General features: G+C 70.0%; 14 protein-coding genes and 1 pseudogene. 10 read left to right on the top strand and 5 right to left on the bottom strand.

The annotated features are described in order from the left end of the window. Positions 1-9: 9 nt before the first annotated feature. Positions 10-3,021: a bifunctional [glutamine synthetase] adenylyltransferase/[glutamine synthetase]-adenylyl-L-tyrosine phosphorylase gene (locus SGFS_RS40810; RefSeq protein ID WP_286257324.1), complete on the top strand. Its 3,012-nt coding sequence runs from the start codon at positions 10-12 to the stop codon at positions 3,019-3,021. Between the two features lie 284 nt (positions 3,022-3,305). Next, positions 3,306-3,419 (top strand): annotated as a pseudogene (locus SGFS_RS40815) (MBL fold metallo-hydrolase); the annotation flags it as partial. A gap of 12 nt (positions 3,420-3,431) precedes the next feature. Here SGFS_RS40815 and SGFS_RS40820 read toward each other — a convergent pair. Beyond that, complete coding sequence (locus SGFS_RS40820; protein WP_286257325.1) at positions 3,432-4,295, bottom strand: phosphatase PAP2 family protein; 864 nt, start codon at positions 4,293-4,295, stop codon at positions 3,432-3,434. 132 nt (positions 4,296-4,427) lie between these two features. Further along, entirely contained in the window at positions 4,428-5,462 is a 1,035-nt protein-coding gene (locus SGFS_RS40825) for a LacI family DNA-binding transcriptional regulator (protein ID WP_286257326.1), read from the bottom strand. Between the two features lie 485 nt (positions 5,463-5,947). Here SGFS_RS40825 and SGFS_RS40830 point away from each other — a divergent pair, with 485 nt between their 5' ends. The 4 genes from SGFS_RS40830 (at position 5,948) to SGFS_RS40845 (ending at position 11,167) form a co-directional block, all read left to right on the top strand. Continuing rightward, entirely contained in the window at positions 5,948-7,219 is a 1,272-nt protein-coding gene (locus tag SGFS_RS40830) for an extracellular solute-binding protein (RefSeq protein ID WP_286257327.1), read from the top strand. A gap of 119 nt (positions 7,220-7,338) precedes the next feature. Continuing rightward, on the top strand, positions 7,339-8,343 hold the full coding sequence (locus tag SGFS_RS40835) for a carbohydrate ABC transporter permease (protein WP_286257328.1): 1,005 nt from the start codon (positions 7,339-7,341) through the stop codon (positions 8,341-8,343). Between the two features lie 13 nt (positions 8,344-8,356). Next, positions 8,357-9,280 (top strand): sugar ABC transporter permease, encoded by a 924-nt coding sequence (locus SGFS_RS40840; protein WP_286257329.1) that lies wholly within the window; start codon positions 8,357-8,359, stop codon positions 9,278-9,280. A gap of 150 nt (positions 9,281-9,430) precedes the next feature. Next, entirely contained in the window at positions 9,431-11,167 is a 1,737-nt protein-coding gene (locus tag SGFS_RS40845) for a glycoside hydrolase family 13 protein (protein WP_286257330.1), read from the top strand. A 165-nt stretch (positions 11,168-11,332) separates the two neighbouring features. Here the strand turns inward: SGFS_RS40845 and SGFS_RS40850 are convergent, their stop codons facing one another. Next, entirely contained in the window at positions 11,333-12,001 is a 669-nt protein-coding gene (locus SGFS_RS40850) for an HAD family hydrolase (RefSeq protein WP_286257332.1), read from the bottom strand. Positions 12,002-12,241: 240 nt separating this feature from the next. Here SGFS_RS40850 and SGFS_RS40855 point away from each other — a divergent pair, with 240 nt between their 5' ends. The 4 genes from SGFS_RS40855 (at position 12,242) to SGFS_RS40870 (ending at position 21,368) form a co-directional block, all read left to right on the top strand. Beyond that, entirely contained in the window at positions 12,242-13,624 is a 1,383-nt protein-coding gene (locus tag SGFS_RS40855; RefSeq protein WP_286257334.1) for an alpha-amylase, read from the top strand. Between the two features lie 254 nt (positions 13,625-13,878). Continuing rightward, a complete protein-coding gene (pulA, locus tag SGFS_RS40860) occupies positions 13,879-19,314 on the top strand; it encodes a pullulanase-type alpha-1,6-glucosidase (protein ID WP_286257335.1) in 5,436 nt (1,811 codons plus the stop codon). Between the two features lie 61 nt (positions 19,315-19,375). Further along, positions 19,376-20,983: a fused response regulator/phosphatase gene (locus SGFS_RS40865; protein WP_286257336.1), complete on the top strand. Its 1,608-nt coding sequence runs from the start codon at positions 19,376-19,378 to the stop codon at positions 20,981-20,983. A 28-nt stretch (positions 20,984-21,011) separates the two neighbouring features. Then, the gene (locus SGFS_RS40870; protein ID WP_286257337.1) at positions 21,012-21,368 is read left to right on the top strand and encodes a 5-carboxymethyl-2-hydroxymuconate Delta-isomerase; all 357 of its coding nucleotides are present in this window, start codon (positions 21,012-21,014) and stop codon (positions 21,366-21,368) included. A gap of 43 nt (positions 21,369-21,411) precedes the next feature. Here the strand turns inward: SGFS_RS40870 and SGFS_RS40875 are convergent, their stop codons facing one another. Then, a complete protein-coding gene (locus SGFS_RS40875) occupies positions 21,412-22,104 on the bottom strand; it encodes a TetR/AcrR family transcriptional regulator (protein WP_286257338.1) in 693 nt (230 codons plus the stop codon). Positions 22,105-22,171: 67 nt separating this feature from the next. After that, positions 22,172-24,082 carry a hypothetical protein gene (locus tag SGFS_RS40880; RefSeq protein WP_286257339.1) on the bottom strand — a complete coding sequence of 637 codons (1,911 nt, stop codon included), beginning with the start codon at positions 24,080-24,082 and terminating at the stop codon, positions 22,172-22,174. Between the last annotated feature and the right edge of the window lie 59 nt (positions 24,083-24,141).

Genomic DNA, 24,141 nt, shown 5'->3' on the forward strand with positions numbered 1-24,141 from the left:
AGGCCGAGGATGACGGCGCCGGGGCGCAGGAGCAGTACCTTCTCGCGGCTGCTGCGGCACGGCTTCACGGATCCCTCGGCCGCCGAGCGGTTGCTGGAGAGTGTCGAGCTGACCGCCGTACGGAACGACCCGGTGCTGTTGGAGGCCCTGGGCGCCACCGCCGATCCGGATCTCGCGCTGCTCGGGCTCGTCCGGCTGCTGGAGGCGCAGCCCGATCACAAGGCCCGGCGCGAGGTGCTGGACACGCTGATAGCGGCCAAGCCGCTGCGCGACCGGCTGCTCGGGGTGCTCGGCGCGTCCGCCGCGCTCGGCGACCATCTCTTCCGCCACCCGCACGACTGGCAGGCGCTCGTGACGTACGAGCCGCAGGACCTGCACCCGGGCGTGGCGGAGTTCGAACGGGGTCTCGCCGAGGCCACCGACCCCGTCGCCCTGCGCGTCGCCTACCGCCGCTGTCTGCTCTCCATCGCCGCCCGTGACGTCTGCGGCACCACCGATGTCGCCCAGGTAGCCGCCGAGCTCGCCGACCTCGCCACCGCCACCCTCCGAGCGGCCCTCGCCATCGCCCGCGCCGCCGCCCCCGACGACGCGGCCCTGTGCCGGCTCGCGGTGATCGCGATGGGCAAGTGCGGCGGACACGAGCTGAACTACGTCTCCGACGTCGACGTCATCTTCGTCGGCGAGACCGCGGACGGGGCCGACGAACAGAAGGCCGTCCGCGCCGCCACCCGGCTCGCCGCGCACATGATGCGGATCTGCTCCGAGTCGACGATCGAGGGGTCCATCTGGCCCGTCGACGCCAATCTGCGGCCCGAGGGGCGCAACGGCCCGCTCGTACGGACGCTCAGCAGCCACCTCGCCTACTACCAGCGGTGGGCGAAGACCTGGGAGTTCCAGGCCCTGCTGAAGGCCCGGCCGGTCGCGGGGGACCTGGAGCTGGGGGAGCAGTACGTCGCCGCGCTCGAACCCCTCGTCTGGAAGGCCGCCGAGCGGGAGAACTTCGTCGCCGACGTGCAGCGCATGCGGCGCCGGGTCGTCGAGAACATCCCGGCCGCCGAGATCGACCGCCAGCTGAAGCTCGGGCCGGGCGGCCTGCGGGACGTCGAGTTCGCCGTCCAGCTGCTCCAGCTCGTGCACGGGCGCGCCGACACGTCACTGCGCAGCGGCACCACCCTCGACGCGCTGCGGGCGCTGGCCGTGGGCGGTTACGTCGGGCGCCAGGACGCGGCCCAGCTCGACGCGGCGTACCGCTATCTGCGCTCGATGGAACACCGTATCCAGCTCTACCGCCTCCGCCGCACCCACCTCGTCCCCGAGGACGAGACGGACCTGCGCCGCATCGGCCGCTCGTTCGGCCTGCGCACCGAACCGGTCGCCGAGCTGAACCGCGAGTGGCGGCGCCACGCGGCCGTCGTACGGCGGCTGCACGAGAAGCTCTTCTACCGTCCGCTGCTCGACGCGGTAGCCCAACTCGCCCCGGGCGAGACCAGGTTGAGCACTGGCGCGGCCCGCGAACGCCTCGTCGCCCTCGGCTACGCCGACCCCGCGGCCGCCCTGCGCCACCTGGAGGCGCTGGCCTCAGGCGTCACCCGCAAGGCGGCGATCCAGCGGACGCTGCTGCCGGTGCTGCTCGGCTGGTTCGCCGACTCCGCCGACCCCGACGCCGGGCTCCTCAACTTCCGTAAGGTCTCGGACGCGCTCGGCCGGACCCCCTGGTACCTGCGGCTCCTGCGGGACGAGGGGGCCGCCGCGCAGAACCTCGCCCGCGTGCTCTCCGCCGGCCGCCTCGCCCCCGACCTCCTCATGCGTGCCCCGGAGGCCGTCTCCCTCCTCGGTGACGGAGAGGGCGTGGCCGGTGGCGCCGGCGGGCTCGAACCCCGCGAACGCGCCCACCTCGAACAGGAGATCCTCGCCGCCGTCGGCCGTGCCGACGGCGCCGAACAGGGGGTCACGGCGGCACGCGGCGTACGGCGACGCGAGCTGTTCCGTACGGCCGCCATGGACATCGTCGGTTCGTACGGCACCGAGGCGTCCCCGGCCGCCGCCGACCAGGGCGCGCTGGTGGACCTGGTCGGCGGCGCGGTCTCCGACCTGACGGCCGCGACCCTCGCCGGGACCCTGCGGGCCGTGGTCCGTGACGGCTGGGGCGACACCCTGCCGACCCGCTTCGCGGTCATCGGCATGGGCCGCTTCGGCGGCCACGAGCTGGGCTACGGCTCCGACGCCGATGTGCTCTTCGTCCATGAGCCCCGGGAGGGCGTCGAGGAGCGGGAGGCCTCCGAGGCGGCCAGCAAGGTCGTCGCCGAGATGCGCCGGCTGCTCCAGATCCCGAGCGCCGATCCGCCGCTGCTCATCGACGCGGACCTCAGGCCCGAGGGCAAGTCCGGGCCGCTCGTGCGCACCCTGAAGTCCTACGAGGCGTACTACCGCCGGTGGTCCCTGGGGTGGGAGTCCCAGGCCCTGCTGCGGGCGGAGCCGTTCGCCGGGGACGAGGACCTGGGCCGCCGCTTCATCGAGCTCATCGACCCGTTGCGGTATCCGGCGGACGGGCTGGGCGAGGACGCCGTACGGGAGATCCGGCGCCTCAAGGCCCGTATGGAGTCCGAGCGGCTGCCGCGCGGCGCCGATCCGACCCTGCACACCAAGCTCGGGCGGGGTGGTCTGTCCGACGTGGAGTGGACCGTGCAGCTGCTTCAGCTCCGGCACGGGTGGAGGGAGCCGGGTCTGCGTACGACGCGGACGCGCGACGCCCTCGCCGCCGCGCGCGCGGCGGGGCTGGTGGGGGCGGAGGACGCGGCGACGCTGGACGAGGCGTGGGTGTTGGCCACGCGGGTCCGGAACGCGGTGATGCTGGTGCGGGGGCGGGCGGGCGACACGTTCCCCTCGGACAGCCGCGAGCTCGCCGCCGTGGGCCGCTACCTGGGCTACGGCCCCGGCCACGTGGGCGACATGCTGGACGACTACCGACGAACGACGCGACGGGCTCGGGCGGTGGTGGAGGAGTTGTTCTACGGCGGGTGACGCTGGCGGGGCCCTGGCGTTCTCCCCCCCCCCGCCCCTACCCGTCCCATCCCTGGGGGCTACGCACCCAGACCCCCCGGGGCCGGTTCGTCGGCTGCGGTCGCCGTGGACGACGGCATCGCGTTGGTCCACCGCGGCCGGTGGGGCTTCTCGCGCGGTTCCCGCGCTCCTTCAGGGGCGCGAGCGACCACGTCCCACCCACCCGAGCTCTCCCGCGCGATTCGGGTCGCGGGGACGAACCCTCTCCCGGTCACCTTGCGGCGACGACGCCGCCCGCATCCTCCGGCGCCCGCCGCGTCGTCCCCGTCCACTGCGACAGCTGGTTGCACTTCACCGAGAGCCGCGAGGACCTGGTGGCCGCGTTCGCGGAAGCGGGGCCGGCGGACCTGCTGACCTGAGCCCGAGCAGGGCTATGCCTTCGCCGAAGCCAATCGCCGCTCTTCGCGGCCGTCCGTCACCACACGCGGCAGCGCGTACGGCAACGAGCCGTACCACAGCCGCGCCACCGTGTAGCCGAAGGCGAGGCAGAGCATGCCGCCGACCGCGTCCAGCCAGAAGTGGTTGGCGGTGGCGACGATCACCACCAGCGTCAGTACGGGGTAGAGCAGGCCCAGGACGCGGACCCACGGCACGGACGCCAGCGCGAAGATCGTCAGGCCGCACCACAGCGACCAGCCGATGTGCATCGACGGCATCGCCGCGTACTGGTTCGACATGTGTTTCAGGTCGCCGGAGGCCATCGAGCCCCACGTCTGGTGGACGAGGACCGTGTCCACGAAGTTCTCGTGGGGCATCAGGCGGGGCGGGGCCAGCGGATAGAAGTAGTACCCGACCAGGGCCACCGCCGTGGTGGCGAACAACACCAGACGTGTCGCCGCGTACCGACCCGGATGACTACGGTAGAGCCACACGAGAACACCCAGCGTGACCACGAAGTGCAGGGTCGCGTAGTAGTAGTTCATCCCGACGATCAGCCACGTCACCGAGTTCACCGCGTGATTCACGGAGTCCTCGACCGCGATCCCGAGGTGATACTCCATCCGCCAGATCCAGTCGGCGTTCCTCAGCGCCTCGTGCCTCTGCTCCGGCACCGCGTTGCGGATCAGTGAATACGTCCAGTAACTCACCGCGATGAGGAGGATCTCGAACCAGAGCCGAGGGCGGCGAGGGACCCGCCTGCGACGCAGGAAACCCTGCTCCGGGGCACCCATGACGGGCCGCGGAGCGGCCTGCTCCCGGCCTTCCTCAACTGTCGTCACGGTCGAGTCACCCATGGGCACAGAGTCTGCCAGAAAAGCGGTTCCCCACCGATCATCCTCTGGTCGGGTTCAATACGCACGTTCATAGGGGTACGTGCCAGGGTCGCCTACTACGTACGTATTGCGCCACCCCCCAAACTCTCCGTCTTACGGACGAGTCCGTTCCCCGGGGGCCGAAGCGGTCGAACCCCGCACCACCAGCTCCGGCATGAACACGAACTCGCTGTGGGGCGCCGGCGTCCCGCCGATCTCCTCCAGCAACGTACGCACCGCCGCCTGGCCCATCGCCGGGACCGGCTTGCGGACCGTCGTCAGGGGCGGGTCGGTGAAAGCGATCAAGGGGGAGTCGTCGAAACCGACGACCGAGATGTCCCGCGGGACCTCCAGGCCCCGCTGCCGGGCCGCCCGGATCGCGCCGAGCGCCATCATGTCGCTCGCGCACACCACCGCCGTACAGTCCCGGTCCATGAGTGCGGTGGCCGCGGCCTGGCCGCCCTCCAGGGTGTACAGGGAGTGCTGGACCAGCTCGGCCTCCACGGTCGCGGCGCTCAGCCCGAGCTGATCCTGCACCGTACGGACGAAGCCCTCGATCTTGCGCTGGACCGGGACGAAGCGCTTCGGGCCCAGGGCCAGGCCTATGCGGGTGTGGCCCAGCGACACCAGATGTGTCACCGCCAGGCTCATCGCCGCGCGGTCGTCGGGGGAGATGAAAGGCGCCTGCACCTTCGGCGAGAAGCCGTCCACCAGCACGAACGGCACACCCTGGGCGCGCAGCTGCTCATAGCGCTGCATGTCCGCGGAGGTGTCCGCGTGCAGGCCCGAGACGAAGATGATGCCGGCGACCCCACGGTCGACGAGCATCTCCGTCAGCTCGTCCTCCGTCGAACCGCCCGGGGTCTGGGTCGCGAGGACCGGCGTATAGCCCTGCCGGGTCAGCGCCTGGCCGATGACCTGGGCCAGGGCCGGGAATATCGGGTTCTCCAGCTCCGGGGTTATGAGGCCCACCAGACCCGCGCTGCGCTGACGCAGCCGCACGGGCCGTTCGTAGCCCAGTACGTCGAGGGCGGCCAGAACGGACTGGCGAGTGGTCGCGGCGACGCCCGGCTTCCCGTTCAGGACGCGACTGACAGTCGCCTCGCTGACCCCCGCCTGGGCTGCGATGTCGGCAAGCCGTGTGGTCACAGCACTGGACTGTACCGGCCGGGCATCCGCTTGCCCACCGGCCCTGCGTCGGGGGCGGGCGGGGGTGCGGCCCACTGCGGGCTGCTGCGTCATCGCGGTCCCTCGTGATTCTGGTCGGTGTCCGTCGGGGGCGCCCACGCGGGAAAAGGGTGGATCCCGCAAGACGCTGACGGAGTGATGATTGCTCCAGCCGCCGGTCGTGGCAAGAGCTTGCAGAGTCTTGCACAGGCGTTCTCATCCCCGCTGAGCGGCCTGGATGCTGGGTTTCGGGACCCTCAAGCGCAGGTCACGGCGGGGTAACCGGCAGCGTTTCTTGCATTTTTTTGCAGCAAGGTCTTTCGTCGCGCTTACATCGCTGTTACGTTCGGCCACGCCCGGCGGCGGCAACGGCGCGGTCGGCAAGTCGGCGGGAGCGGCGGACGGGGCCCTCCCTCCCCGGGGCCCTGGTCCCACAGCACACGGGCTTTAACCCTCAAGGAGATCTCATGCGGCGTGGCATAGCGGCCACCGCGCTGGTGGCGTCGATCGCCCTCACGGCGACGGCCTGCGGCGGAAGCGACAGCGGCGACTCGGCCGACGGTCCGGTCACCCTCACCTGGTGGGACACCTCCAACGCCACCAATGAGGCACCGACGTACAAGGCCCTGGTCAAGGAGTTCGAGGCCGCCAACAAGGGCATCAAGGTCAAGTACGTCAACGTGCCCTTCGACCAGGCGCAGAACAAGTTCGACACCGCCGCCGGTGCCACGGGCGCCCCGGACATCCTGCGCTCCGAGGTCGGCTGGACCCCCGCCTTCGCCAAGAAGGGCTTCTTCCTGCCGCTGGACGGCACCGAGGCCCTCGCGGACCAGGGCAAGTTCCAGCCCAACCTGATCAAGCAGGCCCAGTACGACGGCAAGACCTACGGCGTGCCGTTCGTCACCGACACCCTCGCGCTGGTCTACAACAAGGCCCTCTTCGAGAAGGCCGGCATCAAGGAGGCCCCGAAGACCTGGGCCGACCTGAAGAAGGCCGCCGCCACCATCAAGAGCAAGACCGGCGTCGACGGCTACTGGGGCTCCACCCAGGCCTACTACGCCCAGTCCTTCCTCTACGGCGACGGCACCGACACCGTCGACGCCGCCGCCAAGAAGATCACGGTGAACTCCGCCGAGGCCAAGAAGGCGTACGGCACCTGGCTCGGCCTCTTCGACGGCAAGGGCCTGCACAAGGCCGACACCACCGCCGACGCCTACCCCCACATCCAGGACGCGTTCGTCAACGGCAAGGTCGCCGCGATCATCCAGGGCCCGTGGGAGATCACCAACTTCTACAAGGGCACCGCCTTCAAGGACAAGGCCAACCTGGGCATCGCCACCGTCCCGGCCGGCACCACCGGCAAGCCGGGCGCCCCGACCGGCGGCCACAACCTCTCGGTCTACGCCGGCTCGGACAAGGCGCACCAGGAGGCCGCCCTGAAGTTCGTCAACTTCATGACCTCGGCGAAGTCCCAGGAGACCATCGCCCTGAAGAACTCCACGCTGCCCACGCGCGACGACGCCTACACCGCCGAGGTCAAGGCCGACCCGGGCATCGCCGGCTACCAGACCGTGCTCGCCGCCGCCCAGCCGCGCCCGGAGCTGCCCGAGTACAGCTCCCTGTGGGGTCCCCTCGACACCGAGCTGCTCGCGATCGCCGGCGGCAAGGAGTCCCTCGACAAGGGGCTGGGCAACGCGGAGACCGCGATCGCCAAGCTGGTCCCGGACTTCAGCAAGTGACCCCGAGTGGCCGTCGCATCCGCCTTGTGTTTCGGGGGACGGATGCGACGGCCACCGGCCATGGCCAGCCCGGCCCCAGCCCCCGATCTCCCCAGTGATCTTCCAGAAGGTGTCGAACGATGACAGTCGCCATCGACCGAGCGACCGGCAAGCGCCGCGGTGAGCCAGGCGGGCGCCCGGGTCCGCTCGCACGTCTGAAGAACTCGTACCAGCGCAACTGGTACGCGTACGCGATGATCGCCCCGGTGGTCGTCGTGCTCGGCGTCCTCGTGCTGTATCCGCTGGTGCGCGGCTTCTATCTGACGCTCACCAACGCCAACAGCCTCAACTCGGCCCGCACGATCGGTGTCAACCACATCGAGGCCACCTACGAGTTCATCGGCTTCGACAACTACGCCGACATCCTGTGGGGCCCCACGTCGTACGACCGCTTCTGGTCGCACTTCGTCTGGACGATCGTCTGGACCGCGCTCTGCGTCACCCTGCACTACGTCATCGGCCTCGGCCTCGCGCTGCTGCTCAACCAGAAGCTGCGCGGCCGCACCTTCTACCGGCTGATCCTGATCCTGCCGTGGGCCGTGCCCACCTTCGTCACCGTGTTCGGCTGGCGGTTCATGCTCGCCGACGGCGGCGTCATCAACTCCGTCCTGGAAACCCTGCATCTGCCGGCACCGCTGTGGCTGGAGGACACCTTCTGGCAGCGGTTCGCCGCGATCATGGTGAACACCTGGTGCGGTGTGCCGTTCATGATGGTCTCGCTGCTCGGCGGGCTCCAGTCCATCGACACCTCCCTGTACGAGGCCGCCGAGATGGATGGCGCGAACGCCTGGCAGCGGTTCCGGTACGTCACCCTGCCGGGCCTGAGGTCTGTCAGCTCCACCGTCGTCCTGCTCGGTGTGATCTGGACGTTCAACCAGTTCGCCGTCATCTTCCTGCTCTTCGGCGACACCGCGCCCGACGCGCAGATCCTGGTGACCTGGGCCTATCACCTGGGCTTCGGACAGCAGCCGCGTGACTTCGCCCAGTCGGCGGCCTACGGCATCCTGCTGCTGGCCATCCTGATCGTCTTCACCTCCTTCTACCGCCGCTGGCTGAACCGCGATGAGCAGCAGCTCGCGATCTGAGGCAGGAGCCCCCATGAGCACCACGACGCCCACGACGCCCGACAGGACCACGGCCCGGGCGGACCGTACGACCACGGGCACCCCCGCGCCGCGCACCTCGCGCGGACGTGCGGAGCGGAGCCTCGCCGGGTCCCTCGTCTCGCACGGCATCCTGATCGTCGCGAGCCTGGCCGCGCTCTTCCCGATCGCCTGGCTGGTCTTCCTGTCCCTCGGCCCGGACAAGGACGACTACCTCCACCCCGGGCGCATCCTCGACAAGATGACGTTCGACAACTACGCGTTCGTCCTCCAGCACACGTCGTTCCTCGACTGGCTGAAGAGCACGCTGATCGTCTCGCTAGGCACCACCGTCATCGGCGTACTGATCGCGGCCACCACCGGCTACGCGGTCTCCCGGATGCGCTTCCCGGGCTACCGCAAGTTCATGTGGGTGCTCCTGGTCACCCAGATGTTCCCGGTGGCCGTCCTGATGGTGCCGATGTACGAGATCCTCTCCGAACTCCAGCTCATCGACAGCTACCTCGGGCTGGTCCTCGTCTACTGCTCGACGGCCGTGCCGTACTGCGCCTGGCTGCTCAAGGGCTACTTCGACACGATCCCCTTCGAGATCGACGAGGCCGGCCGCGTCGACGGACTGAGCCCCTTCGGCACGTTCGCGCGGCTGATACTGCCGCTCGCCAAGCCGGGCCTCGCGGTCGCCGCGTTCTACAGCTTCATCACCGCCTTCGGAGAGGTCGCGTTCGCCTCGACGTTCATGCTGTCGGACACGAAGTACACCTTCGCCGTCGGACTGCAGAGCTTCGTCAGCGAGCACGACGCCCAGCAGAACCTGATGTTCGCCACCGCGGTACTCGTCGCGATCCCCGTCGCCGGCTTCTTCTACCTGGTACAGAAGAACCTGGTGGCCGGATTGACCGCGGGCGGCACGAAGGGCTGACGCCCACCTCGTGACTCCCGTACGCCTTGTCGTACGGGTGGCGGCCGCGGTGTCCATCCGACCCCGCTGTCACCGCGGCCGCCTCGTCAACCCGACCCGAGACACCAAAGTCCAAAAATGCCCAGAACTCCGTTAGGTACCAAGGACGTTATGAGCCAGCACTCCTCCTCCGACCCGGCCGTCAACTCCGCTGTCGCCACCGTCGCCTCCCGCCGCGACTGGTGGCGCGACGCGGTGATCTACCAGGTCTATCCGCGCAGCTTCGCCGACAGCAACGGCGACGGCATGGGGGACCTGGAGGGCATCCGCGCCAGACTGCCGTATCTGCGCGACCTCGGCGTCGACGCCGTCTGGCTCAGCCCCTTCTACGCCTCCCCGCAGGCCGACGCCGGCTACGACGTGGCCGACTACCGCGCGGTCGACCCCATGTTCGGCAATCTGCTCGACGCCGACGCCCTGATCCGGGACGCCCACGACCTGGGGCTCAGGATCATCGTCGACCTGGTCCCCAACCACTCCTCGGACCAGCACGAATGGTTCAAGCGGGCGGTGGCGGAGGGCCCCGGCTCCCCGCTCCGGGACCGCTACCACTTCCGCAAGGGGAAGGGGGCGAACGGCCAGCTCCCCCCGAACGACTGGGAGTCCATCTTCGGCGGCCCGGCATGGACGCGGGTGACGGAACCGGACGGCACCCCCGGCGACTGGTACCTGCACCTCTTCGCCCCCGAGCAGCCCGACTTCAACTGGGAGCACCCGGCGGTCGGTGACGAGTTCCGCTCGATTCTCCGCTTCTGGCTGGACATGGGCGTGGACGGCTTCCGTATCGACGTGGCCCACGGCCTGGTGAAGGCGGACGGCCTCCCCGACCTCGGAGCCCACGACCAGCTGAAACTGCTGGGCAACGATGTCATGCCGTTCTTCGACCAGGACGGCGTCCACGCGATCTACCGCGAGTGGCGTCTGGTCCTGGACGAGTACGCCGGAAATGAGACAGGGCCCGAAGGGCATTCCTTGGAAGGGCGGGGGCGGGAGACGGGCGGGCGGATCTTCGTCGCGGAGGCCTGGACCCCCACGGTCGAACGCACGGCCAACTACGTCCGCCCGGACGAACTCCACCAGGCCTTCAACTTCCAGTATCTGGGCACGTACTGGGACGCGGCCGAGCTGAAGGTGGTCATCGACCGGACGCTGGACGCCATGCGCCCGGTGAACGCCCCCGCCACCTGGGTCCTGTCCAACCACGACGTGACCCGCCACGCGACCCGCTTCGCGAACGAGCCGGGCCTCGGCACGCAGATCCGCCTGGCCGGCGACCGCGCACTGGGCCTGCGCAGGGCGAGGGCGGCGACGTTGTTGATGCTGGCCCTCCCCGGCTCGGCGTACGTCTACCAGGGCGAGGAACTGGGCCTCCCGGACGTCGTCGACCTCGCGGACGAGGTCCGCCAAGACCCCGCCTACTTCCGCGGCGCGGGCCAGGACGGCTTCCGCGACGGCTGCCGGGTCCCGATCCCGTGGACGCGTGAGGGCACCTCGTACGGCTTCGGCAGCGGTGGCAGCTGGCTCCCGCAGCCCGCCGAGTGGGGCGACCTGAGTGTGGAGGCCCAGACGGGCGTACCGGACTCCACCCTGGAGCTGTACCGCACGGCGCTCACGGTGCGACGCGAGCAGCCCGCCCTCGGCGCGGGCGACTCCGTCGAGTGGCTGAAGTCCCCCGCGGGCGTCCTGGTCTTCCGCCGCGGCGACTTCGTCTGCGCCGCGAACACCACCAACGAGTCGGTCAAGATCCCCGCGTACGGCCGCATCCTGATCACCAACGGCGAGGTGACGGTCGCGGGTGACGAGGCGAAGCTGCCGGGGGACACGACGGTCTGGTGGACGACGGCCTGAGGAACGTGTAGGAGCGGGCGATCCCCGCAATCACCTGCGATCGGCCGGCAAGGCCCGCCGCCCTGGAATTCGCCGCCCGGGCGGCGGGCCCTCGTGCCCGCGGACCTGCTCCGCCGCCTCACCACGCGGCACTCCAACGCCGTGATCGCACCGGCCACACCGTGATCACCCCACTCCGGCCGATCCCTCCAGCCGAGCGAAGGCGAGGATGTCGGGGACCGCTTCGCGCAGGCTCGCGAAATGACGGTGCACACCCGTCACCGCAGCAGCGGTGTTGACTCCCCATACCGTCATGCCCGCCCGCAGCCCCGCTTCGACTCCGGACGGGGCGTCCTCGATGACCAGGCAGTCCTCGGGCCGGGCACCGAGCTGCTCGGCGGCCAGAAGGTAGGGCACGGGCGACGGTTTGCCTTCCTCCACCGAGGCGGCGTCCACGATGACGCGAGGCACCGGCAGGCCCGTCCGGGCGAATCGCCCGCGCACCCGATGCTCGTAGTTGGAGGTCACGAGCGCCCACGCCCCCGACGGCAGAGTGCTCAACAGCTGCGACGCGCCGTCGAAGGCCGCATAGACGCCGGACCGGACGTCCGCGTCCTCCAGCTCATGCAGTGCGGCCAGGCACTCCCCTGGATCCCGGTCCGGGGCCACCGTCGCGAAGGTCTCCATCGGCCGCGTCCGCAGCGCCACCCGATAGACCTCGGCCGCGTCCAGTCCGTGGCGCCCGGCCCACGTCGCCCAGACCCGGCGCTGGTTGTCCACGGCGTCGATCAACGTGCCGTCGACGTCGAAGAGGACGCACTTCCTGCGGCCGGGCCGCACCGTCTCAAAGCTCACACCATGATCATGTCAGGAGACCCTGTCGAACGGGGGCTCCGACCTCGCCTGCCCCGGGACCAACGCCCCTTCCCGTGAAGAGATTTCGGAGCGGTGAAGAACATGTGTCCGGAGGGTTGACCGTTTGACAAGTGGACTCGTACCTTCCTGTCGGTTGAAAGTTTTCAGCCATCTTGCAGCAAGAATCGGCAACCGATCTTGCTGGATCTCTTCGGCCCCTTCAACGGAGAAGGACCCCACATGGCCAGCAGAACCCTCTCCGGCGCACTCGCTCTCGCGGCGGGTGCGTCGATCGCGCTCGCGGTGCCCGCGGGGAGCGCGTACGCGTCGCCGCCCGGGACCAAGGACGTGACCGCCGTCCTGTTCGAGTGGAGCTTCGCCTCCGTCGCCAAGGAGTGCACCAACACCCTTGGACCGAACGGGTACGGATACGTCCAGGTCTCGCCGCCCGCCGAGCACATACAGGGCTCGCAGTGGTGGACGTCGTATCAGCCGGTCAGCTACAGGATCGCCGGGCGGCTCGGGGATGCCGCCGCCTTCCAGAACATGGTCGACACGTGTCACACGGCCGGCGTCAAGGTCGTCGTCGACACCGTCATCAACCACATGTCCGCCGGGAGCGGCACCGGCACCGGTGGGTCGTCGTACACGAAGTACAACTACCCCGGCCTCTACTCCTCTTTCGACTTCGACGACTGCACCGCCACCATCAGCGACTACACCAACCGGTCCAACGTCCAGAACTGCGAACTCGTCGGGCTCGCCGATCTGGACACCGGTGAATCGTATGTACGTTCGGCAATCGCCGGGTACATGAACAGCCTGCTCGGGTACGGCGTCGACGGGTTCCGGATCGACGCCGCCAAGCACATCCCCGCCGCCGACCTCGCCAACATCAAGTCCCGGCTGAGCAATACGTCCGTGTACTGGAAGCAGGAGGCCATCTACGGCTCGGGGGAGGCCGTGCAGCCGAGCGAGTACACGGGCAACGGAGACGTGCAGGAGTTCCGGTACGCCTTCGACCTCAAGCGGGTCTTCAACAACGAGAACCTCGCCTACCTGAAGAACTACGGCGAGGGCTGGGGGTACATGAGCAGCTCGGTCGCCGGGGTCTTCGTCGACAACCACGACACCGAGCGCAACGGCTCCACGCTCAGCTACAAGGACAACGCCAACTACACGATGGCCAATGTCTTCATGCTGGCCTACCCGTACGGCGCGCCCGACATCAACTCCGGCTACGAGTTCTCCTCCACCGACGCCGGGCCGCCCAACGGCGGTACGGTCAACGCCTGTTGGCAGGACGGGTGGAAGTGCCAGCACGCCTGGCCGGAGATCATGCGCATGGTCGCCTTCCGCAACGCGACCCGCGGTGAGGCCGTCACCAACTGGTGGGACAACGGCAACGACGCGATCGCGTTCGGGCGGGGAAGCAAGGGCTACGTGGCCATCAACCACGAGTCCGGCAGCCTGAGCCGGACGTATACGACGTCACTCCCGGCCGGCACGTACTGCAACGTGCAGAACAACACCACCGTGACGGTCAACGGCTCCGGCCAGTTCACCGCCACCCTCGGCGCCAACACGGCCCTGGCGATCTACGCCGGCAAGTCCAGCTGCTGATCCACCGCCGACCGGCCCGCCGCCGGTACGCGTACCGCGCGTCGTCGCCCCTGACGACGCGCGGTACGCGAGGGGTTGACTCGGTAACACCCCGCCGTGGTGCCTGGGCCCGATCGCCCGGACCGACTCCACATGCCGAACGACTGGTGAAAGTTCTTTCCGTTACTTTCAAGACTCTTGCTGTAAACCTTTCGACGGCGATACGGTCGCGCCGGGGTCGGACCCACTGAGCCGTAATCGCAAGGAGTCCATCTGTGATACCGAGATGGCCGACGCCGTCGAGGCGCCGTGCAGCCCGCACCAGCAGTGCAGCAAGAGTCGCCGCGGTCACCGTGACCGCGCTGACCGCAGCGCTCGTCCCGCCCCTGGCCGCCCGGGCCGCCACCCCGCCCGCGCCCCCCTCCGACGCGAAGCTGGCGAAGACCGCCGCCCGCAACGACCTCACCCGTGAGCAGTTCTACTTCGTCCTGCCGGACCGTTTCGCCAACGGAGACAAGGCGAACGACAAGGGCGGTCTGACCGGCTCAAGGCTCGCCACCGGATACGACCCCACCGACAAGGGCTTCTACCAGGGCGGCGACCTCAAGGGCCTCACCAACAGGCTCGACTACATCAAGGGCCTCGGCACGACGGCCATCTGGCTCGCCCCGATCTTCAAGAACCAGCCCGTCCAGGGCACCGGCGAGAACGCCTCCGCCGGCTACCACGGTTACTGGATCACCGACTTCACCCGGGTCGACCCGCACTTCGGCACCAACAAGGACCTCGAAACCCTCATCTCCAAGGCCCACGCCAAGGGCATGAAGGTCTTCTTCGACGTCATCACCAACCACACCGCCGATGTCGTCGACTACGAGGAGAAGTCCTACGCCTACCTCTCCAAGGGCGCCTTCCCGTATCTGACCAAGGACGGCGAACCCTTCGACGACGCCGACTACGCGGACGGGGCCAAGGCGTTCCCGAAGGTCGACCGGGACTCCTTCCCGCGCACCCCCGTGGTCCCCACCGCGAAGAAGAGCACCAAGGTCCCCTCCTGGCTCAACGACCCCACGATGTACCACAACCGGGGTGACTCCACCTGGGCCGGCGAGTCCGCCACCTACGGCGACTTCGTGGGGCTCGACGACCTGTGGACCGAACGTCCCGAGGTCGTCGAGGGCATGGAGAAGATCTACGAGAAGTGGGTCAGGGACTTCCGGATCGACGGCTTCCGGATCGACACCGTGAAGCACGTCAACACGGAGTTCTGGACCCAGTGGGCCACCGCGCTGGACGCGTACGCGGCGAAGAAGGGCCGCGACGACTTCTTCATGTTCGGCGAGGTCTACTCCGCCGACACGTCCGTGACCTCCCCGTACGTCACCCAGGGCCGCCTCGACTCCACGCTCGACTTCCCCTTCCAGGACGCGGCCCGCGCGTACGCCTCCCAGGACGGCAGCGCGCAGCGGCTCGCCTCGGTCTTCGGTGACGACTACAAGTACACGACCGACAAGGCCAACGCGTACGAGCAGGTCACCTTCCTCGGCAACCACGACATGGGCCGCATCGGGTACTTCCTGAAGCAGGACAACCCGAAGGCCACCGACGCCGAGCTGCTCGCCAAGGACAGGCTCGCCAACGAACTGATGTTCCTCAGCCGCGGCAACCCGGTGATCTACTACGGCGACGAGCAGGGCTTCACCGGCGCGGGCGGCGACAAGGACGCCCGCCAGACCCTCTTCGCCTCGAAGGTCGCCGACTACCTGGACGACGACCAGCTCGGCACGGACCGCACCCACGCCAAGGACGCCTACGACACGAGAGCACCGCTCTACAAGCAGATCAGTGCTCTCGCCAAGCTCCGCAAGGCCAACCCGGCCCTCGCGGACGGCGTCCAGACCGAGCGTCACGCGGCCGACGGCGCCGGGATCTACGCCTTCTCCCGCACCGACGCCAAGACCGGCACCGAGTACGTCGTCGCCTTCAACAACGCGGGCGAGGCCAAGACGGCGACCTTCGCGACCGGCTCGGCCGACATGGCCTTCAAGGGCGTCTACGGCACGTCCGCCAAGGTGACGAGCGGCGACGACAAGAAGGTCACCGTCACCGTCCCGGCAGGTGCGAGCGTCGTGTTGAAGGCCGCCGGCAAGCTCGCCAAGCCCGCCACCAAGCCCTCCCTCACCCTCAAGGCCCCGGCCACCGGCGCCACCGGCACCGTCGACATCACCGCCGACATCGAAGGGGGGCAGCTCAACCGCGTCGTCTTCGCCGCCCAGATCGGCAACGGCAAGTGGAAGACGCTGGGCTCCGCCGACCACGCCCCCTACAAGGTCACCCAGACCATCGCCAAGGACGTCCCGGCCGGAACCGCCCTGCGCTACAAGGCGGTCGTGATCGACTCGGCCGGCCGTACGGCGAGCGCCACGGCGACCTCCACCACCGGCACCCCGCCCGCGACCGAGGTCCCCACGGCCTCCTCGCGCGACCACGCGATCGTCCACTACAAGCGCGCGGACGGCGACTACACCGACTGGCGGCTGTACGCCTGGGGCGACATCGCCGACGGCGAGGGCACGACCTGGCCCGAGGGCCACGACTTCGTCGGGCGTGACGCGTACGGCGCCTTCGCCTACGTCAAGCTCAAGCCCGGCGCCTCCAGCGTCGGCTATCTCGTCATCGACAAGGACGGCGACAAGGACGTCTCCGCCGACCGTTCGATCGACGTCACGAAGACGGGCGAGATCTGGGTCGAGCAGGGCAAGGAGGACGTCCTCACCAAGAAGCCGACGGCCGACTACCCCGAGCAGGACAAGACCAAGGCCGTCATCCACTACCACCGCGCCGACGGGAACTACGACGGCTGGGGACTGCACGTCTGGTCCGGTGCCGCGAACCCCACGGACTGGTCGAAGCCCCTGGAGCCGGTGAGGACCGACGCGTACGGCGCCGTCTTCGAGGTACCGCTCACCGACGGCGCCACCAGCCTCAGTTACATCATCCACAAGGGCGACGAGAAGGACCTCTCCACCGACCAGGCCCTCGACCTCAGGACCAACGGTCACGAGGTGTGGCTCCTCAACGGCCAGGAGAAGTACCTGCTCCCACAGCCGGCGGGCAGCGCGGCCGCCGTCGACCTGACCACCTCCAAGGCGGTCTGGATCGACCGGAACACCCTGGCCTGGAACGGCAACGAGACCGCCGCCTCCACCCAGCTGCTCTACTCCCGCACCGGCTCGATCACGGCGAAGGACTCCACGCTGACCAGCACCGACGAACGCTGGCTCCGCCTGTCCAAGTCGTCCCTCACCGACGCCCAGAAGGCCAGGTTCCCGCACCTGAAGTCGTACACCGCCTGGACCGTCGACCCGCGTGACCGCGACCGGGTCCGTGAGGCCCTGCGCGGCCAGGTCGTCGCCTCCCAGCGCGCCGCCACCGGGGCGGTGCTCGCGGCGACGGGTGTCCAGATCGCCGGCGTACTCGACGATCTCTACGGGACCGCCGCCAAGAAAGCCGACCTCGGCCCGACCTTCCGCGACGGCCGCCCCACGCTCGCCGTCTGGGCGCCCACGGCACAGCAGGTCACCCTGGACCTCGACGGCACCGGCGTCGCCATGAAGCGGGACAGCGCCACCGGCGTCTGGTCCGTCACCGGAAACAGGTCCTGGAAGAACAAGCCCTACCGGTACGCCGTCAAGGTGTGGGCCCCGAGCGTCGCCGAGGTCGTCACCAACAAGGTCACCGACCCGTACTCCGTCGCCCTGACCGCCGACTCCGAGCGCAGCCTCGTCGTCGACCTCCGGGACAAGTCCCTCGCCCCGAGCGGCTGGACGTCGTACACCAAGCCCAAGGCCGTACCGCTGAACGACGCCCAGATCCAGGAGCTGCACGTCCGGGACTTCTCCGTCGGTGACAAGACCGTCCCGGCGAAGGACCAGGGCACCTACCTCGCCTTCACCGACAAGGACACCGACGGCTCCGAGCACCTCCGCGCGCTGGCGAAGGCGGGCACCTCGTACGTCCACCTCCTCCCCGCGTTCGACATCGCCACCATCCCCGAGAAGAAGGCGGACCAGGCGAGTGTCGACTGCGACCTCGGCTCGTACGCCGCCGACTCCGACAAGCAGCAGCAGTGCGTGGCGAAGGCCGCGGCGAAGGACGCGTACAACTGGGGCTACGACCCGTACCACTACACGGTCCCGGAGGGCTCGTACGCGAGCGACCCGGACGGGACGCGGCGCACGGTCGAGTTCCGGAAGATGGTGAAGTCGCTCAACGCCGACGGGCTGCGGGTCGTGATGGACGTGGTCTACAACCACACCCCCGCGAGCGGCCAGGCGAAGACGAGCGTCCTCGACAAGGTGGTCCCCGGCTACTACCAGCGGCTCCTCGCCGACGGCTCGGTCGCCAACTCCACCTGCTGCTCCAACACCGCGCCCGAGAACACCATGATGGGCAAGCTGGTCGTCGACTCGATCGTCACCTGGGCCAAGGAGTACAAGGTCGACGGCTTCCGCTTCGACCTCATGGGCCACCACCCGAAGGCCAACATCCTCGCGGTCAGGAAGGCCCTCGACGGGCTGACCCTCGCCAAGGACGGCGTCGACGGCAAGAAGATCATCCTGTACGGCGAGGGCTGGAACTTCGGCGAGGTCGCCGACGACGCCCGGTTCGTCCAGGCCACCCAGAAGAACATGGCCGGCACGGGCATCGCCACCTTCTCCGACCGTGCCCGCGACGCCGTACGCGGCGGCGGCCCCTTCGACGCCGACCCGGGTGTCCAGGGCTTCGCGTCCGGCCTCTACACCGACCCCAACTCCTCGGAAAGCAACGGCACTTCGGCCGAACAGAAGGCCAGGCTGCTGCACTACCAGGACCTCATCAAGGTCGGGCTCAGCGGCAACCTCGCCGACTACCGGTTCACCGACACCGACGGCGATCAGGTCAAGGGCTCCGAGGTCGACTACAACGGGACCGCCGCCGGATACGCGGACGCCCCGGGCGACGCACTCGCCTACGTCGACGCCCACGACAACGAGTCGCTGTTCGACGCCCTCGCCTTCAAACTGCCGAAGTCGACGAGCGCCGACGACCGGGCCCGTATGCAGGTCCTCGCCATGGCGACGGCCGCCCTCTCCCAGGGCCCGGCCCTCTCCCAGGCGGGCACCGACCTGCTGCGCTCCAAGTCCCTCGACCGCAACTCGTACGACAGCGGCGACTGGTTCAACGCCATCCACTGGGACTGCCGGGACGGCGGCAACGGCTTCGGTCGCGGTCTGCCGCCGGCCGCCGACAACGAGTCCAAGTGGTCCTACGCCAAGCCCCTGTTGACCTCGGTCGGCGTCGGCTGCGACCAGATCGAGGGCACCTCGGCGGCGTACCGGGACCTGCTGAGGATCCGTACGACGGAGAAGGTCTTCTCGCTCGACACGGCCGGGCAGGTGCAGTCGAAGCTGTCCTTCCCGCTGTCGGGGACGGACGAGACACCCGGTGTGATCACCATGGAGCTGGGCGACCTGGTCGTCGTCTTCAACGCCACGCCCGAGAAGCGGAAGCAGACCGTGACGGGCCTGGCCGGGACGGCGTACACGCTGCACCCGACGCAGGCGACGGGGGCGGACTCTACCGTCAAGGAATCGTCGTACGAAGCGGAATCGGGCACGTTCGCCGTTCCGGGGCGGACCGTCGCGGTATTCGCCCGAGCCGTGCGGTAGGGCGCTAGCTTGGGTGGTGCAGGCTGGGGAGCCTGCACCACTTGAGCCCCGAATGAGTCTCATGGCCGACGAAGCAGGAACGACGGTCCTGGTGGTCGACGACGCCGCCGCCAGCCGTTACGCGATGGGTGCGGTGCTGCGCCGGGCCGGGCACCGGGTCGTCCCCGTCGCCAGCGCCGGTGAGGCGCTCGCCGAGCTGGACCTGCGGCTGCGCTCGGGCGTCCTGCCCGACGTGGCCCTCGTCGACGTCGGCCTGCCCGACATGAGCGGCTTCGAACTCTGCCGCCGCCTCAAGGCACAGCCCCCGACGGCCGCCCTCCCGGTGGTCCACTTCTCGGCCGCCGCCTTCGCGCCCAGCGACCGCTGCCGGGGCCTGGACGCGGGCGGCGAGGCATATCTGACGGTGCCCGCCGAACCCGAGGAGATCCAGGCGGTCGTCCGGGCCGCCGTACGCGGCGCCCGTATGCGCAACGGCGCCGAGGCACTCGTACGCCGGCTCACGCTCCTCTCCGAGACGATCGTCGACGTCCAGGCCGCCCGCACCCTGGAGGAGCTGGCCGGTGCCGCCGCCGAGGGCGCCGCCCGGCTCACCCGCTCCCCGGCCGCGGTGTTCGTCCTCGGCGAGGACGGTGATCTCTACAGCGGTACGTCCCGGGCGCGGGCCCGCACGACGCTCCCCGACGCCAGTGCCCACGACGCCGTGGCCCGGCTGATCCGGCGGATCCCCGCGGGCGCCCCCGGGGAGCACGACACCGTCGTCCCCGCGCCCCTGTGGCCGACCGGCTTCTTCCGGCCCGGCGTCTCCGAGGACGCGCGCCTGGTGCTCGCCCACACGGAAGCCGGCGCCCCGGTCTGCGTCGCCACCCCGCTGCGGGGCTCGCGCACCACACCGCCCGACACGGCGGGGCTGGTCTCCCGGCTCGCCCAGGCCACCGCGTTCGCCGCCCAGCCGCTGCTGCTGTACAAGGTCGAACGCCATGTGGCGCTGACCCTCCAGCACAGCTTCCTGCCCAAGCAGGCGCCGGAGTTCCCCGGCCTGGAGATGGCCGTCCGCTATGTGCCCGCCTCCCGCCAGACCGAGATCGGCGGCGACTTCTACGCGGCCGTCTCCACCCCCACCGGGGTCCTCACCGCCGTCGGCGATGTCGCCGGACACTCCCTGGACGCGGCCACGGTCATGGTCGAGATCCGGCACGCCCTGCGCGCCTACGCGGTGGAGAACCCCGACCCCGGCGTGCTCGCCGAGCGGCTCGACCGGATGCTCCAGCACTACCACCCCGACCTCACCGCCACGGTCTGTATCGCCCTCGTCGAGCCCGGCACCGGGCGCGTCCGCGTCGCCAACGCCGGCCACATACCCCCGCTGATCGTCCGCGAGGCCGGCGACGCCGAGTATGTGAAGGCCTCCGGCCCGCTGCTGGGGCTCGGCCTCGACCGGCCCGAACCCACGGAGACGGTCCTGTGGCCCACGGACCGGCTCCTCATGGTCACGGACGGACTGATCGAGACCAGGGGGACGGACCTCTCGGTCTCCCTGGAACACCTGCGTACGGCCGCGGCGGGCGCCCCCCTCGGCACGGTCGCCCTGTGCGACACCCTGCTGCACTGCTTCGGGCGGGACCGCGAGGACGACATCGCTCTGCTCGCCCTGCGCCTGCGGTTAGGGTGAGCGGACGTTTCGCAGAACAGGGGTTCCGATGCCGCAGATCACCGTTGACTACTCCGCCGTACTCGCCGACGGCTTCGACCGCCCCGGGTTCGCGCGGGCGCTGCACGAGGAGGTCGTGCGGACCGCTGCCGCCAAGCCGGAGGCGTGCAAGACGCAGTTCCGGGCGAGCGAGGACACGACGGTCGGGCCCGACACGTCGGGGCACGGGATCGTGCACGTCACGCTGGGGTTGCTGGCGGGCCGTACCGATGAGGTCAAGGTGACGTTGACGGAGAACGTGCTGGAGCTGCTGCGGGAGTTTGTGAAGCCCGCGGACGGGCTGGCGCTGCACGCGTCGGCGGAGGTACGGGACCTTGATCCCTCGTACCGGAAGTTCGACGAGTAGGGAGCGCCGTCGGGGTGGGGGCCGCGATACAGCCCCGCGCCCCTCAGGGGCCGGCCAGGGTGATGAGGCGCCCCATCAGCTCGCCGAACGGGCCGTCCTTCGGCTCGTCGGCGATCATTTCACGCAGCAATGCCGCCATCTCCTCGTCGTACGCCGCGCTCACCGCTGTCAGGGCCGCGAAGTCGTGGACCAGTTGGGCTTCCAGCTCGCGGCGGGGGATGCGGCGGCCTTCGAGCCAGATGAGGGCGGTCGACTCGGCGAGGGAGATCCAGGAGCGGACCACCAGCTCCAGCCGGGCGGGCGGGTTCTCGATGTTCAGGTGCGAAAGGATTTGGACATACGCGGCCTGGCGTACACCGTCGATGAGCGCGTTCGTACGCGAGGAGCCGACCGCCGGACCGCCGCGCATCAGGGCGGAGAAACCGGGTCCGTGCTCGTCGACGAAGTCGAAGAAGCGATGCATGACCCGCAGCAGCCGGGTGCCCAGCGGGCCCTCGTGGGGTTCGACGAAACGGGCCGCCAGATCCTCCGACGCACGGGTCAACGCGGCCTCGTACAGGCTGAGTTTGCCCGGGAAGTAGTGGTAGACCAGCGGCCGTGAGATCCCGGCGGCCGCGGCTATCTCGTCGATCGAGACCTCGTCGGGCGAGCGTCGGCTGAACAGTTCGAGAGCCACGCCGATCAACTGCTGCCGCCGCTCCTCCACACCCATACGGCGGCGCACCTCGGTTCTCATACGAACACCTTACCGATCGAATCCAGCCCACATCGGGCTGGTTCGAACAAGGATGTTCACACGGCAATCATCGGAGGGCGTTGATCTTCCGGCCGTTCGCCAGCGTGCCCTTCAGCTTGGCGTTGGCCCCTTCCTCGGCGGGGACGGTCAGAAGGTTGCCCGGCGCCGAAGCGTTCACCCCGCCGCTCAGCTCGATGGACACCGTGTCCTTGCTTCCGGCGGCGAGCAGATACGACTGGCCCGCAGCCGACTTCCACGGGGCACCGGCCAGCACATGCGGGTCGGCCGGGCCGCAGGCGGGCGTCTCGTCGGCGGCCGCGGCGACATAGGCGCCGCCGGGCGTGTCGAACTGGGCCAGTGCCCGGGTCCCCGCGCCCCGCCACGTCTCGGCGCGGGTGCACACCCAGTCCGCCGTGCCGCTGCCGTCGGGCAGCGGCTGCCGGGCGAACTGCCAGGCGTTCACGCTCCGCACACCGACCGAGCGCACGGCGGCCAGCGAGCAGGCGAAGGGCGACCAGGTGGCGGGCGAGGCCTCGCGGGGCGACGACGGCTGCCCGGTCGTGAGGTGGGCGGGGACGACTTCGGCGAGGTCGGTCAGCAGCCGCGTACCCGAGGCGTCCGTCAGCTGCAATACGTTCCACGAGCGGCACTCACCCGTGCGCACCGCCGGGCTGCCGAACGGCGCGGCCACCCCGTCCTTCGACAGCTCCAGCTTCGACGCCTCGGCCGCCGGGTCCGCGAGATCCCGTACGGCCGCCGCACGCACCCAAGGGGCCGTCAGATAGCGGACGTTGCCGTCGGAGCGGCCCAGCACCAGGGCGCTCGCCCCGGCGCCGCTCGCCCCGTCGACCCGGGTCAGATCGAGGGCGGCGACACCGGTGTCGGTCTTCGGTTCGGCGTAGCGGGCGATGCGCAGACCGTCGTGGAGGAGGACGACCCGGAGGTTGTCGACCTCACCCGCGTACAGCAGCTGCGGTGGGCCGGGCGGGGCGCCGGCCGGGGTTCCCAGGGTCACCGAGATCTGCACGGACTCACTGGGGCGGGCCCAGACGGCGAGGGCGCGCCGGAGCAGTGCGGTGTCGTCGACGAGTCCGCCGCGGGCCGGCCACACGGAGAAGTCGGTCCGCCCGGTCGCCTTCCACTCGCCGGCCCCCGCCTTGGTCAACTGCCCGGGGTCGAGGGCGGCCTGGGCGGCGGGGTTCTGGGCGTAGGGCGGAGCGGCGGCTCCGTCCGGCTCCCACCCGTCGCCCGGCAACCCGAGCAGCGCCCCGCACACGACCACCGCGGCGGTGGCGGCCAGCGCGGCCTTCATGTGCTGGCGGCGGCGCATCAGATCGGTGGGCCGGGCGTGCAGCGAGCAGGGGTCGAACTCGGGGGAGGTGAGCAGCGCGTTCTGCTGCGGGGGCACCGTGTCGGCCTCCGCCAGCGCGGCCGCCGGGTCCGCCACCTCCGCCGCCGCGAGGAGCGCTTCGACGGCCGGGTCGGGGAGTTTCTCCAGCCCGCGCAGCACGTAGGCGGCTCGGGCGGGGCCGCTGAGCGCCGACAGCCGCTGGTCCAGGGCGAGTTCGTCGGCGCCGCCCGAGCGGGGGAAGAGGCGCAGGCCCCACACCTGGGGGAGCAGCGGCGGCAGCTGGGCCCGCTTCGGCCAGGCCCGGCGGCGCAGCGGAAGCCCGGCGTCGAGCGCGCTGCGGACGACCCGCAGCCGGACGAAGGCGTACCCGGGGCCGCCGTCCCGCCCCGTCGTCTGCGCCGGGATCAGGGATGTCGACGTACGCCCCCGGGGCAGGGCCCGCTGGGTGAGCGAGTGTGCTGTCAGCACCCGGCGGTTGCGGCCGAGGCTCGGCGGCAGCACGAGGTAGGCGAGACGGACCAGCCGGGGGTAGTGCTCGACGAGCGCGGCCTCGGCCTGCTCGACGTCCACGACGGACTCGGCGGTGGGGGAGGGCGAGGGGCGCGGGGCGACATCCTGTGACTGCACGTTCAGCAGAACGAGCGAATCGTTGGATGGTCACCTTGGGCTCCACCGGTTGAGCGGGG

It is taken from the genome of Streptomyces graminofaciens, assembly GCF_030294945.1.
GTDB classification, from domain to species: domain Bacteria; phylum Actinomycetota; class Actinomycetes; order Streptomycetales; family Streptomycetaceae; genus Streptomyces; species Streptomyces graminofaciens.

What these genes read in the sequence shown, in the direction of transcription:
- SGFS_RS40830 (WP_286257327.1), top strand. Translation starts at nt 5,948, where the DNA reads ATGCGGCGTGGCATAGCGGCCACCGCGCTGGTGGCGTCGATCGCCCTC.
- SGFS_RS40840 (WP_286257329.1), top strand. Translation starts at nt 8,357, where the DNA reads ATGAGCACCACGACGCCCACGACGCCCGACAGGACCACGGCCCGGGCG.
- SGFS_RS40855 (WP_286257334.1), top strand. Translation starts at nt 12,242, where the DNA reads ATGGCCAGCAGAACCCTCTCCGGCGCACTCGCTCTCGCGGCGGGTGCG.
- SGFS_RS40870 (WP_286257337.1), top strand. Translation starts at nt 21,012, where the DNA reads ATGCCGCAGATCACCGTTGACTACTCCGCCGTACTCGCCGACGGCTTC.
- SGFS_RS40835 (WP_286257328.1), top strand. Translation starts at nt 7,339, where the DNA reads ATGACAGTCGCCATCGACCGAGCGACCGGCAAGCGCCGCGGTGAGCCA.
- SGFS_RS40865 (WP_286257336.1), top strand. Translation starts at nt 19,376, where the DNA reads ATGGCCGACGAAGCAGGAACGACGGTCCTGGTGGTCGACGACGCCGCC.
- SGFS_RS40875 (WP_286257338.1), bottom strand. Translation starts at nt 22,104, where the DNA reads ATGAGAACCGAGGTGCGCCGCCGTATGGGTGTGGAGGAGCGGCGGCAG.
- SGFS_RS40845 (WP_286257330.1), top strand. Translation starts at nt 9,431, where the DNA reads ATGAGCCAGCACTCCTCCTCCGACCCGGCCGTCAACTCCGCTGTCGCC.
- SGFS_RS40820 (WP_286257325.1), bottom strand. Translation starts at nt 4,295, where the DNA reads ATGGGTGACTCGACCGTGACGACAGTTGAGGAAGGCCGGGAGCAGGCC.
- SGFS_RS40810 (WP_286257324.1), top strand. Translation starts at nt 10, where the DNA reads ATGACGGCGCCGGGGCGCAGGAGCAGTACCTTCTCGCGGCTGCTGCGG.